10 protein-coding genes and 1 tRNA gene are annotated in these 12,362 nt (G+C 59.1%); 5 read left to right on the top strand and 6 right to left on the bottom strand.

All coding sequences use genetic code 11. From position 1 onward, the window contains the following. Positions 1 to 82: 82 nt before the first annotated feature. A tRNA-Leu gene (locus tag E8M77_RS17475) sits at positions 83 to 167 on the top strand. A 39-nt stretch (positions 168 to 206) separates the two neighbouring features. On the opposite strand, the gene E8M77_RS17470 is transcribed toward E8M77_RS17475, so the two are convergent. Both E8M77_RS17470 and E8M77_RS17465 read right to left on the bottom strand, forming a co-directional pair. After that, positions 207 to 581, bottom strand: coding sequence for a tudor domain-containing protein (locus tag E8M77_RS17470; RefSeq protein ID WP_137131910.1), 375 nt, complete (start codon positions 579 to 581; stop codon positions 207 to 209). Positions 582 to 836: 255 nt separating this feature from the next. Continuing rightward, positions 837 to 2,291: a TrkH family potassium uptake protein gene (locus E8M77_RS17465; RefSeq protein WP_137131909.1), complete on the bottom strand. Its 1,455-nt coding sequence runs from the start codon at positions 2,289 to 2,291 to the stop codon at positions 837 to 839. A 103-nt stretch (positions 2,292 to 2,394) separates the two neighbouring features. Between E8M77_RS17465 and ilvA the strand changes: the two genes are divergently transcribed. From ilvA to amt, 3 genes are all read left to right on the top strand, one after another. Next, positions 2,395 to 3,645, top strand: coding sequence for a threonine ammonia-lyase (gene ilvA / locus E8M77_RS17460; RefSeq protein ID WP_137131994.1), 1,251 nt, complete (start codon positions 2,395 to 2,397; stop codon positions 3,643 to 3,645). A gap of 76 nt (positions 3,646 to 3,721) precedes the next feature. Next, positions 3,722 to 4,042: an HlyU family transcriptional regulator gene (locus E8M77_RS17455; protein ID WP_137131908.1), complete on the top strand. Its 321-nt coding sequence runs from the start codon at positions 3,722 to 3,724 to the stop codon at positions 4,040 to 4,042. Positions 4,043 to 4,172: 130 nt separating this feature from the next. Next, positions 4,173 to 7,358, top strand: coding sequence for an ammonium transporter (gene amt / locus E8M77_RS17450; RefSeq protein ID WP_246659308.1), 3,186 nt, complete (start codon positions 4,173 to 4,175; stop codon positions 7,356 to 7,358). Between the two features lie 75 nt (positions 7,359 to 7,433). Here the strand turns inward: amt and E8M77_RS17445 are convergent, their stop codons facing one another. Continuing rightward, entirely contained in the window at positions 7,434 to 8,048 is a 615-nt protein-coding gene (locus E8M77_RS17445; RefSeq protein WP_137131906.1) for an FMN-dependent NADH-azoreductase, read from the bottom strand. 128 nt (positions 8,049 to 8,176) lie between these two features. On the opposite strand from E8M77_RS17445, the gene E8M77_RS17440 reads away from it, so the two are divergent. Continuing rightward, complete coding sequence (locus E8M77_RS17440; protein ID WP_137131905.1) at positions 8,177 to 9,148, top strand: LysR family transcriptional regulator; 972 nt, start codon at positions 8,177 to 8,179, stop codon at positions 9,146 to 9,148. An 86-nt stretch (positions 9,149 to 9,234) separates the two neighbouring features. Here E8M77_RS17440 and E8M77_RS17435 read toward each other — a convergent pair whose 3' ends face one another. From E8M77_RS17435 to E8M77_RS17425, 3 genes are all read right to left on the bottom strand, one after another. Next, complete coding sequence (locus E8M77_RS17435; protein ID WP_137131904.1) at positions 9,235 to 11,223, bottom strand: bifunctional 2',3'-cyclic-nucleotide 2'-phosphodiesterase/3'-nucleotidase; 1,989 nt, start codon at positions 11,221 to 11,223, stop codon at positions 9,235 to 9,237. A gap of 155 nt (positions 11,224 to 11,378) precedes the next feature. Further along, positions 11,379 to 11,756: a PilZ domain-containing protein gene (locus E8M77_RS17430; RefSeq protein ID WP_137131903.1), complete on the bottom strand. Its 378-nt coding sequence runs from the start codon at positions 11,754 to 11,756 to the stop codon at positions 11,379 to 11,381. A gap of 248 nt (positions 11,757 to 12,004) precedes the next feature. Next, the gene (locus E8M77_RS17425) at positions 12,005 to 12,334 is read right to left on the bottom strand and encodes a PilZ domain-containing protein (protein WP_137131902.1); all 330 of its coding nucleotides are present in this window, start codon (positions 12,332 to 12,334) and stop codon (positions 12,005 to 12,007) included. Between the last annotated feature and the right edge of the window lie 28 nt (positions 12,335 to 12,362).

Below are 12,362 nucleotides of genomic sequence, written 5' to 3'. Positions count from 1 at the left end.
CAGGATGGATTGCTCGCAACGGTCGATTCCGCCCATACATGCCCTTGCATTTTTCGCGCAACCTGCTGAATAAGGCTCGCATGCGGACGTGGCGAAACCGGTAGACGCAAGAGACTTAAAATCTCTCGGAGAGATCCGTGCGGGTTCGAGCCCCGCCGTCCGCACCATTCAATCCTGCCCTGCCGGTAACAACGCGTCGGGCATGCTTAGTTGGAGCGGCAGCGTCCGGTCTTCGTGGTTTCCTTGTCGCCGTCGTCATAGGCGATGCCGATCTTTTCGCCGGCAAGCGAGGCGATCTTGCCCGGATACCAGGTGCCGGCATTCTTGAAATTGCATTCGACCTTCTTGCCGATTGACCAGTCATAGGGGCGCACGGCGTTCAGCGCGACGGTTTCCCTATCGCCATCGTCGTAGCGGATGGTGATCTTGCCGCCCTGCAGCTTTTCGATCACGCCCGGATACCAGTAGCCGCCACTGCGATAATTGCCGAGCACCCAGTCGCCGACAGTCTGCGCACTGGCCGAAGCGGCGCCTGCAAGCATTATGGCTGCAACAAGCCCAAGCCGGATGGAAGTCTTCATGTCGCGTCTCCTGCGGGGATTTGCCCCGAACACCCATCCCCAGCGGATGATGTGAGCAATCTGATCTTTTGCTAGAGACTTGGTAGAGCAATTGTGTGAGCAATACATCATGTAAGTATTCACTTAAAAATAAATAATTACAAAGGGTTTTTGACCTCAATATTCATGATGCGTTCAATCGGGTTCAAGCAGTCATTGCGTTTTTAAGGATCGGTTGTCTTGCGGTGGCTGCGCATAGGGCAGCCTTCTCTATGCTCAGTGACGCCAGAAGAGCGGCGTGAAGAGAACGAGGACAGTCAGGATTTCGAGACGCCCCAGCAGCATCATCACCGAAAGGAGATAGAGCGCGGGATCGCTGATCGTTGCGAAATTGCCGGCCGGGCCGATGATATTGCCAATGCCGGGACCGACATTGGAGAGGCAGGTGATGACCGCCGAAATGGCTGTCTGAACATCATAGCCGAGCATGGTCATGCACAGGCTGCCGAGCGCCCAGATGATGATGTAGAGGCTGACGAACAGGAAGATGCCGCGCAGCACGTCCTGCTCGACCGTCGCATTGCCATAGCGCACCGGATAGATGGCATTGGGATAGATCAGCCGCTTCAGGCCGCTGCGGATGACATTGATGATCACCACGAAGCGGTAGGACTTGATGCCGCCGGCGGTCGATCCGGAGCAGCCGCCCATGAAGGTTGCAAACAGCGACAGCATCACCATGAAGGGTCCCCAGAGCAGGTAATCCTCGCTGGCAAAGCCGGTGGTGGAGAGAATGGACGAGATATTGAAGAAGGAATGGGTCAGCGCGACGGTGATATCCACGCCATTGCGCATATGATGGTAGACGCCGGCCAGAACGGAAAACAGCACGAGATAGCCGATGAAGAAACCCACCTGCGGATCACGCAGGCTATCCAGCCGGCGGCGCACGGCAAACAGGATGAGGATCGAGAAGGGCAGGCTGCACAGCGTCATGAAGAATGTGCCGATCCACATCAGCGGCAGGCTCTTGAAATAGCCGAAGGAGGCGTCATGGGTGGAAAAGCCGCCGGTGGCAACCGTTGCCATGGCATGGTTCAAGGCATCGAAATGGCTCATGCCCGCGGCATCATAGGCGACCGTACAGGCCAGCGTGATGCCGACATAGACGGCCATGAAGGCACGGGTGAAGCTTGCAAGCTTGGCAAAGGGCTTGTCGCCAATCTCCGAGGATTCCAGCTTGAAGAAGGACATGCCGCCGACGCGCAGGAAGGGTAGCACGAACAGCCCGAGCGCCACGATGCCGATACCGCCGAGCCAGTGCAGCAGCGATCGCCACATGAGAATGCCCGGTGCTGTCGAATCGAGGCCGGCAATCACCGTGGAGCCGGTCGTGGTGATGGCGGAGATCGATTCAAACAGCGCTTGGGCAAAGCTGAGATTGATCGAGGACAGATAGAGCGGAATGGCGCCGATCAGCGAGAAGACGGCCCAGAGCAGGTTGACGATGAAGAAGCCGAAGCGCTTGTTGAAAACCGGTGGCGGTCCTCGCGTCGCCATCGCCGCTGCCAGCGACAGGCCGCCGATCATGCAGGCAGACAGGAAGAAGACCTCCCAGTTTTCGTCTTCATAGTAGAGATCGGCAAGCACGGGTACGAGCATGGCGGCGGAAAGATACATCCCGCAAAGTGCCGCGATATAGATCGAAGACCGGAATAGGTTCGCGTTCAAAAGCGTAGGGCCTCGATATGTTGGCTGCGGAAAGAAGCTTTTGTCTCTGTCGATCACCTATGGCATAGCGGGGCGCGACTGGAAATTCAACGGATGGACGATGATGACGAATGCAGCTGTGGATGACGCAAGAGATGCGATGCGGGAAATCTTTCCCGAAACGCCGCTGCAACTGAACGAGCACTTGAGCCGTCGCTTCGGTGCCGAGGTCTGGCTGAAGCGCGAGGATCTGTCGCCGGTGCGTTCCTACAAGATCCGTGGCGCCTTCAACTTCTTCCGCAAGGCGCTGCGTGAGGGGTCCCGCGACCGGGTCTTCGTCTGCGCTTCGGCGGGAAACCATGCCCAGGGCTTTGCCTTTGTCTGCCGACATTTTCAGGTGCATGGCGTGGTCTTCATGCCGGTCACCACGCCGCAGCAGAAGATCGACAAGACGCGTATGTTCGGCGGTCCCTTCATCACCATTCGCCTCATCGGCGATATCTTCGACCAATGCTATGCAGCAGCCCGCGCCCATGTGGAAGAGATCGGTGGCGCCATGGTCCCGCCCTTCGATCATGCCGATATCATCGAAGGACAGGCGACTGTTGCCTCTGAAGTTCAAGCGCAGTTGCCGGACGGTGTGCGGCCGGATCTCGTTATCATGCCGGTTGGTGGCGGTGGTCTGTCCTCCGGCATGACCGGTTATCTGGAGCCAAGCCTTGGGGCCTCTGCCTTCCTGATGGTGGAGCCGGCCGGCGCGCCGAGCCTCAAGGAAAGCCTGAAGGCCGGCCGCGCCATCACTCTGTCCAAGGTCGATAATTTCGTCGATGGCGCGGCAGTTGCCCGCCTGGGCGACCTGAATTTCGAGGCGCTGAAGCATTTTTCGGAAAGCCAGGTCATGGCCGTCCCGGAAAACGCCATCTGCGTGACCATAACCGAAATGCTCAACATCGAGGGTGTCGTTCTGGAGCCTGCCGGTGCGCTGTCGCTTGCAGCCCTTGCGGCGCTTGACCCTGAAACGGTGCGTGGCAAGACGATTGTGGCCGTTGTGTCTGGCGGCAATTTCGACTTCGAGCGCCTGCCCGACGTCAAAGAGCGCGCCATGCGCCATGCGGGGCTGAAGAAATATTACGTGCTGCGGCTGGCGCAACGCCCCGGCGCGCTGCGCGATTTCCTCAATCTGCTTGGCCCGGAAGACGATATCGCCCGTTTCGAATACCTGAAGAAATCGGCGCGCAATTTCGGCTCCATCCTGATCGGTATCGAAACCGGCCGGCCGGAGAATTTCGCCGACCTTCTGGCGCGCTTTGATGCGGCGGGGCTTGGCTATCAGGATATCACCGACAACGAAATCCTGGCGAACCTGGTCATCTGATCCCGAGAGGGCAGGAGAGGGGACCGGTTGAAATCCGGCCCTTCCCGGAGACCGGCAGATATGATAGGCGGACAAAATGGCTTCGATCTTTTCAAAATTCCTCTCGATATTTTCAGGCACCGGTTCACCTGCCCCGCAGGCGCCGGCTGCAGAGCCGCAGCAGCATGAAGGCTGCATGATTTTTGCAGAGCCGATCCGGGAAGGGTCGCAGTATCGTCTGGCGGGTCGCATCGAAAAGGACGTGGATGGCCAGAAACTGGTGCGCAGCTTCGTGCGTGCAGACATGTTCACCTCTATGGATGATGCGCTGGAATGCACCTTCCGCAAGGCGCGCCAGATCATCGACCAGAACGGCGCCTCGCTGTTTTCCGACAAGGTCGAGCAGCGTTCCGCCTGATCCCGCCGACGGGCATTACTGCACACCTGCAATCACGCAATGTTAAGTGATTGAGACTAAGTTTCATGTCTTATTGCCCCCAGTGATTGCGCGGTTGTAATTTTTCATGAGACTTTGCCCAGGTTCTCGTTTGTCTGTTGCCATCGGTGCAGCCCTCAGCCTCCTTGCGGCAACGCCTGCTTTTCCTGCCGTTATCTCCTCCAGTGACCCGTCCTTCAATGTTGATCTCGCCTGGCTGATGTCGGCGGCGGGCCTCGTCATGATGATGCAGGTTGGCTTTCTGTTGCTGGAAGCCGGCATGGTGCGCTCGAAAAATTCCATCAATGTCGCGCAGAAGAACCTGCTGGATTTCGTCTTCGGCGTCGTTGCCTTTGCCGCCATCGGCTTCATGCTGGCATTTGGCGATTCAAACGGCATGCCCTTCGGCTGGGACGCAAACTTCTATTTTCTCGCCGACCTTGATCCCTGGCAGGCCGGCTTCTTCGTGTTCCAGATGATGTTTTGCGGTACGGCGGCCACTATCGTTTCTGGCGCCGTGGCAGAGCGCATGCGCCTGTCGGCCTATGTCTTCGGCTCGGTGTTTCTCTCGGCCATCATCTATCCGGTTTTCGTGCACTGGGCCTGGGGAAGCGCGCTCATACCCAATGGCTCGGCATTCCTTGGCGATCTCGGCTTTGTCGATTTTGCCGGCTCGACAGTGGTGCATGCCACCGGCGGCTGGGTGTCGCTTGCCGCCTGTCTGGTCATTGGTCCGCGCATCGGTCGGTTCGATGAAAAGGGCATGCCGGTGCGGATTGCAGGCCACAATCCGGTCCTGTCAACCACCGGTGCCTTCCTGCTGTTCATCGGCTGGATCGGCTTCAACGGCGGCTCAACGCTGCATGCCAATGCCGATATCGCGCCGATCATCATGAACACGGTGCTGGCCGGCGGCATGGGCACCTGCGTCGGCTATGTGCTCGGCTATTTCCAGGATGGCGTCATCCTGCCGGAAAAATCCAATGGCGGCATGCTGGGCGGGCTCGTGGCGGTCACCGCCGGCTGCCATATTCTGGAGCCTGGCGGTGCGCTGATGATCGGCGCCGTTGGCGGTATTGTTGCCATCCTCGGCAATGCCTTTGTTGAGACGAGGCTGAAGATTGATGATGCGGTGGGTGCCATCGGCATCCATGCCTTTGCCGGTGTGACGGGCACTCTCGGCCTTGCGCTTCTGGCGCCTGTCGAACTTCTGCCGGCCGGTGGACGCCTGGCCCAGCTCTATATCCAGGCTTTCGGGCTCGGCGTGAATTTCTACTGGGCCTTCGGCTTGGGTTACGCCTTTTTCTGGACCTGCAACCGTTTCATCAAGCTGCGGGTGGAGGCCAAGGACGAAGAGGATGGACTCAACACCGCCGAACATGGCAGCCGTCTGGGCGTCGGCCATGTGGAGGATGCTATTTCCGATCTCCTGAAGGGCGAGGCGGATCTGGGAAAACGGCTGGCCGTGGTGCGCGGCGATGAATCGGAGCGGCTGACGGGTCTGTTCAACCGGCTGATGGATACGATCGAGGTGGATGAGCGCAACCGCGAGGAATTGCGCGACCTGAAGCGGAACCATGAAGAGGCCGAGCGGGTGGCAGTGCTTGCCAACACCACTTTTGAGGCCATCGTGCTGCATATCGGCGGGCGCATCATCGACGGCAACCAGCAATTGGAGAAACTGCTCGATGTGCCCCTTTCGGAGATCGCCGGCCGCTCCATCTTCGAGTTTCTCGAGAACGGCTCCGGGCTCGATATCCCCAGCATCATGAAGCTGAACGATGACAGTAGCCACGAAGTCTGGCTGTTGCGCGGTTCCGGCGAGCGTATTCCGGTGCAGGTGCGCGGTCGCGATATCGACTACCGCGGCGAGAAGGCGCGGATCGGCTGCCTGGTGGACCTGCGCGAGCGCAAGGAGGCCGAGCGGCGCATCCGCTTCATGGCCCTGCACGACCCCTTGACGGAATTGCCCAACCGCACACTGTTTTCCGAACGTCTGGAGAGCCTCGTGCAATGGGCAGATCGCGGCGCGCGCTGCGGCGTGATCCTGGTCGATATCGACCATTTCAAGGATATCAACGATATCCACGGCCATCAGGCCGGCGACATGGTGATCCGCGAGGTGGCCGCAAGGCTGGTGGCTCAATCCGGGCCGGATGATATCGTGGCGCGGCTCGGTGGCGATGAATTTGCCGTCATTCTGACAAAGGCGGCCTTTGCCAGCCAGCTGGAGGATTTTGCCCACCGCGTTCTACAGGCCATGGCACGTCCGGTCACGGTCGGTCGTGGCGATCAGGTCAATGTCACGGTCAGCATTGGCGGTGCACTCTGCCCCGACCATGCGCGTGATACCGATAGCCTGATCGGCTGCGCCGACATTGCCCTTTACGAGGCCAAGGATGGCGGACGCAATACCGGGCGGGTGTTCAAGCCCGGCATGAATGCGTTGATCGAAAAGCGCCGGTTGCTGGAGGCCGATCTCGACCTTGCGCTGGAGCGCGGCGAGTTTGAACTCTATCTTCAGCCGCGTGTCGAGGCGCTATCCGGCGAGGTAGCGGGCTATGAGGCGCTGATCCGCTGGAACCATCCGCTGCGCGGACTGGTCTCGCCTCTGGATTTCATTCCCGTTGCGGAAGCCTCCGGCAAGATCATTCCGCTGGGACGCTGGGTTGTGGCGGAAGCCTGCCGGCTTTTGCAGGATCTTGACGGGCGACGTATCAGCATCAATGTCAGTCCCTTACAGTTTCGCCATTCCGGCTTCATTTCGGGTCTGAGCGAGATCCTGCGCACATCCGGTGCCGACCCGCGCCTGATTGAGTTGGAAATCACCGAAAGCGTGCTGATCGACGATGACAGGCGGGCCCTGCAGGTACTACGGGATCTGAAGCAGATGGGCCTGTCGATCGCGCTGGACGATTTCGGCACCGGCTATTCGTCACTCAGCTACCTGTCGCGCTATCCCTTCGATTCGATCAAGATCGACCGCAGTTTTGTGACCAATCTGGCCGCCACCGATAAGGCCCAGGCGATTGTCACGACGATCATTAATCTGGGCGCAAGCCTTGGCATGAAGATTGTTGCCGAAGGGGTCGAGACGGTGGAGGAAGCGCTCTTCCTTGCCCGATCTGGCTGCGACGAGTTGCAGGGCTATCTTCTTGGTCGCCCGACCCCGGTTGACGAGCGGATCATTGCTATTCCGGATGATGTCGCGCGCCACCTGCGGGGCATCCCGGCGCAAACGGTAATGCCCATGGCATTGGCTGGCGCGCAACGGGTGCCGAAGTCCGTGCGCGCCTGAAGGTATTCACGATCTGGAACGAAAAAAGGGCCGCATTACGCGACCCTTTCTTCATGTTCACGGCAATGCGGTGGATCAGGCGGCGAGCGCCAGTTCCTTGGTGCGGCTTTCAGCCGAAGCAAGCGCCTTGGCGACAGCGTCCGGACCAAAGGCCAGGCCTTCGACATAGACCACTTCGACATTCTTCATGCCGAGGAAGCCCAGAACCGTCTTCAGGTAAGGGACGGCATGGTTGAGCGGAGCTGCGGGGCCATCGGAATAGACGCCAGCCGATGCCAGTACGATGTAGACCTTCTTGTCGGTGACAAGACCTTCCGGGCCTTCCGCCGTATAGCGGAAGGTGACGCCGGCGCGGGCGATATTGTCGATCCAGCTCTTCAGGCCGGAATAGATGTTGAAGTTGATGAGGCCGGTGGCGATGACGATGGAGTCAGCGGCAAACAGTTCAGCAACCAGCGCATCCGAGGCCGCAGCGGCTGCTGCTTCTTCCGGTGAACGGTCTGCCGGTGCCTTGCGGATGGCCGAGGTGGTAACGGTATCGAGATGGGCGATCGGGTTCTGGCCGAGATCGCGCGCAACGACGGTCTTGCCTGCGCTGGCAGCCAGTGCTGCCGCGAGATCGGTGGCGACCTTGGTGGAGACGGATTCGTCGCCGCGCGGGCTGGATGTTACGAGAAGGATATTCGACATGATAGTGTTCCCGATAAGGTGCGGAGGGCCGAAGGGCTTGCCTCCATCGCGCGCAACATAGGAATGGACACCTATCGAGAAAATCCAGATAATGTCGAAGAAAGCCATCTACGAATTGGATAGGGATCATGGACGCCAATCCGACACTGGATCAGTTACAGGTATTTCTATCCGTTGCGGAGACGGGCAGTTTTTCTGCCGCGTCCCGTCAGCTCAACCGGGCGCAATCGGTGGTCAGCTATTCCATTTCGAACCTTGAGGCGCAGCTGGAAGTGACGCTGTTCGAGCGTAGCGGTTCGCGCCAGACCCGGCTGACGGAGGCAGGTATGGCTCTGCTCGCTGATGCGCGCCGCATCCTCTCGGATCTGCAGGTGATGCGTTCGCGTGCCAAGGGTCTTCGCCAGGGACTGGAGGCGGAACTGTCGCTGGCAATCAGCAATATGGTGCCGACCGAAGCCGTGGTCGAGGCACTGACGGAGTTCGGCAGGATGTTTCCTTCCGTGGCGCTGCGGGTGAATGCCGGCGAGCTTGGCATGGTCATGGACCTGGTTTCCACCGGTAAGGCATGCGTCGGCGTTGGCGGGGCGCTTCTGAAACAGGATGACACGCTGACGGTGGAGCGGATCGGACATTCCTTCATGGTGCCGGTTGCCGCATCCGACCACCCGCTGGTGCAATTGCGCCGACCGCTTGCCCATGCGGATGTGCGCGAAGAGGTGCAGCTTGTCGTGACGGATGCTTCCGGCATTACGCAGGGGCGCGATTTCAATGTTCTGTCCTACAAGACATGGCGGGTCAGCGATGTGGCCACCAAGCATCAACTGATCCGCGGTGGGCTCGGCTGGGGTGGGCTTCCGGCCTCGCTGATCCATGAGGATCTGGCCAGCGGCCGGCTGATGGCGCTGGATATCGATGCCTATGAGACGGTGGAATATCCGCTCTATGTGATCCGTCGTCTGGCCAATCCGCCCGGTCCCGCCACCAGTTGGCTGATTGCTGCACTTGCTGCAAAACTGAGCCAATGTCCCAACCGTGACGAATACGACTCGCTGCTTCAGCGTTCGCAACGGATTGACGACAGACGCATCGCGGCGGAATAGGCAGCTTAGGCCGCATAGGTCGAGAGAGGCGAACAGGCCGCCAGCGGTGCCGGCGGCTTTATGTCATGCGCTCATCAATTTTCTCGTCAAAGAACCAGGCGGAACTTTGCAAAGCCTTCGGCGCCTTCGCCGGCATCCTCGATCTTGGCACCCTTTACGTCGGCCAGATATTGCCGGCCCTTGGGGCCACTTTCGAAGACGGCCGTGGCGCCCGGCATGGGCTTGAACGACCAGTTGGCATCGGCGGATGGGTTGATCGTGCCCTGATCCATGATGTAGCGCACCAGAACATCGCGGTTGGTATCGGGCGCGACCAGGATCACCTTGTCACCGGCAATGTCTGGAAACTTGCCGCCGCCGCCGGCGCGGTAATTGTTGGTGGCCACGACGAATTTCTGCGAAGGGTCGATCGGCTTTCCATCAAAACTCAATGCGACGATGCGGTGGGCATCGGCGTTCACAAGCTTTCCGTCCTTGTCGAAGCGGGCCGGCTGCGACAGGTCGATCTGGTAGGTCACGCCGTCAATGACGTCGTAATTATAGGAGGGGAAGGATGTGCTCAAAAGCGGCGCATCCTTCGTTCCGGGCGCCACCTGGTTGAACATGCCGGCCGACATTTCCAGCCAGTTCTTCACCTGCGCGCCGGTGATCAGAACCGCCTGCACCGTGTTGGGATAGAGGTAGAGATCGGCGACATTCTTGATGGCGATATCGCCGGCTGCAACATCGGTGAAATAGTCTGCGCCGCCACGGCCACCGGCCTTGAACGGAGCTGCGGCCGACAGCACCGGATAATCCTTGTACTGGCCTTCCTTCAGCAGGTCCTTCACATACCAGGTCTGGGCATTGGAGACGATCTGCACGGACGGATCATCAGCCACCAGCGCAAAATAGGAGTAGAGTGGTGCCGAGGACTTGCCAACCGGACGGCGAACGTAAGCAAGCGTTGCCTCGTGCTCTTCCTTGACGGCGGCTACCACGTCCGGCTTGTCCTTGACGTCAGCGATGATCTTGCGGTTTTCGTCGCGGTGATAGATTGGCCGGGCTTCGGAGGTGAAATCGACAATCTTCCAGCCGGCACCGTCCTTCTCGATCAAGAGGTCGATCAGGCCCATATGCGAGCCCCAGAAGCCGGCCATGACGGCAGGCTTGCCCATCAGCGTGCCCTTCTTGGCATCGGCGCCGGCAATGCCCTCAAAGTCCTTGGGGCCGGGGAAGACCAGATGCTGATGGCCGGTAAACACCGCATCAATGCCCTGTACGCCGGCAAGATAGAGCGAGGCGTTTTCCATGCGGTCGCTCTGGCCAGTGCCATCAATGCCGGAATGCGATAGCGCAATGATGATATCGGCGCCCTCTTCCTTCATCAGCGGCACCCAGGCCTTGGCGGCATCGACGATATCGCGCGTCTGCGCCTTGCCTTCGAGGTTTTTGGCATCCCAGACCATGATCTGCGGCGGCACGAAACCGATGAAGCCAACCTTGATCGGGCTCGTTGCACCGGAACCGTCGCGGATCTGCTTCTCAACGATCACATAGGGCTTGAGGAAAAGTTCGTCATTCCGGGCATTGGCAGCCAGCTGGCCCTTGGTCAGGTTGGCGCAGACATAGGGAAACTTGGCGCCGGCAAGGGCCTTGAACATGAAGTCCAGGCCATAGTTGAATTCATGATTGCCGAGCGTTCCGGCATCATAGCCGATGACATTCATCGCCTTGACGACCGGATGCACGTCGCCTTCCTTCATGCCGCGCTCATAGGCCATGTAATCGCCGAGCGGATTGCCTTGCAGGAAGTCGCCATTGTCGATCAGCATGGAATTGCCGGCTTCGGCGCGAATGGCATTGATGATCGAGGCCGTGCGGGCAAGGCCCAGCGTGTCGTTCGGCTTGTCGCCGTAATAGTCGTAGGGCATCACATGCACATGGATGTCAGTTGTTTCCATCAGCCGCAGATGCGCCTGGTTGGCCTGTGCGCGGGCCGCGAACGGATGCAGCATGACCAGGGCGGAGGTCGCCGCAATAGTGCCGAGCAGCGATCGGCGTGTCATGTGGGTGGTGTGAAACAGGTATGACATGGTGCTCTCCCTCGGACGTTGCAATGCCAAGTGTAGGGTCAATGTCACGCAAACGCATCAGGAAAATGACAGGGAATCAGTGCCGTGCCTGCGACACTGTCTGCCTGTGCTTTTGCAGTCATGCCCAAGGGCCATGCGGCATGACGCTGAGCGGCTCATAGTGGTCGCATCATCTTGGTTGCATGTGCACGCAAATGAGACACGGGCAGCGGTGTCGCGGCAATCTGGCGATGATAGTGCTTGAAATAGGAGTTCACCTGGGCTGCGGTATTGGTCGTTTCGTCCAGCTTGATGCCCATCTTGCCGGCTCGGTACCACCGAACGGTTCCCTCAATCAATCCAAGCTCATTGGTGCGGATACGGATGTTGCTGCCGGGCTTCGCGCCGATCCAGTCCTTCAGGCTGAGACAAAGCCCTGTGCGCGAAATATCGATGATTCTTGTCTCGACGACCTCATCGATGAAATAAAGAAAGCCGGAAAACTGGCAGCGTATGCGCTCAGCGCGTCGATTGTCCCCTGTGGTGCCACTCATGTCATCATGTTCCAAAGTGTTGAACTTCAAGATCATGTGAATGAGCGTTAAAACCTCCTGACGTGGTCTTTATTTATTCGTTAGAATCTTAAAGAATTATTTTTATAAGTATTTGTTTTATCAGTATGTTATTCGGTTCTTGTGTGGGTTTTGCGCTGTGGTCGCCCTATTTTGAAGGGCGGGCGGGATAGGTTCACACCACCTGCGTGTCGCGCATAGGACCGGGCGACCGCCATCGACACTTGCTATCAGCGCAGCGGGCGTGTTTCTCGATGGAAGAAGCGGAAATAGGAGGCGACCTTGGCAAAGGCGTTCGACGAACGGTCGAACTGCACGCCAAGGCGTGCACCGTGGCACCATTGGACGGTGCCCTCGATGAGGCCGAGGGCTTCGCTCTCAACGCGAATGCGGCTGCCTATGGCGGCATGCAGAGGCTTCTCCAGATCGAGCGCCATGCCAACGGCTGAAAGGTCTATCACCCGGCCAAGCGCATGCTGCATGCCGTAGCGGACGGTGCCGGTGATCCGGGTGCGTTTGCGTTCCGCCTTGCGGGCCTTGATGCCGGGAAAAAGATGCATGACTTTGCGCTCGCTTGCTGCATTCTGC

It is taken from the genome of Rhizobium sp. FY34 (genome assembly GCF_005222845.1).
In the GTDB taxonomy this organism is placed as follows: Bacteria; Pseudomonadota; Alphaproteobacteria; order Rhizobiales; family Rhizobiaceae; genus Neorhizobium.
This window is presented reverse-complemented; position numbering and strand designations above follow the sequence as displayed.

What these genes read in the sequence shown, in the direction of transcription:
- E8M77_RS17455 (WP_137131908.1), top strand. Translation starts at nt 3,722, where the DNA reads ATGGCTTCGATCTTTTCAAAATTCCTCTCGATATTTTCAGGCACCGGT.
- ilvA (WP_137131994.1), top strand. Translation starts at nt 2,395, where the DNA reads ATGACGAATGCAGCTGTGGATGACGCAAGAGATGCGATGCGGGAAATC.
- E8M77_RS17440 (WP_137131905.1), top strand. Translation starts at nt 8,177, where the DNA reads ATGGACGCCAATCCGACACTGGATCAGTTACAGGTATTTCTATCCGTT.
- E8M77_RS17430 (WP_137131903.1), bottom strand. Translation starts at nt 11,756, where the DNA reads ATGAGTGGCACCACAGGGGACAATCGACGCGCTGAGCGCATACGCTGC.
- E8M77_RS17445 (WP_137131906.1), bottom strand. Translation starts at nt 8,048, where the DNA reads ATGTCGAATATCCTTCTCGTAACATCCAGCCCGCGCGGCGACGAATCC.
- E8M77_RS17470 (WP_137131910.1), bottom strand. Translation starts at nt 581, where the DNA reads ATGAAGACTTCCATCCGGCTTGGGCTTGTTGCAGCCATAATGCTTGCA.
- E8M77_RS17425 (WP_137131902.1), bottom strand. Translation starts at nt 12,334, where the DNA reads ATGCATCTTTTTCCCGGCATCAAGGCCCGCAAGGCGGAACGCAAACGC.
- E8M77_RS17435 (WP_137131904.1), bottom strand. Translation starts at nt 11,223, where the DNA reads ATGTCATACCTGTTTCACACCACCCACATGACACGCCGATCGCTGCTC.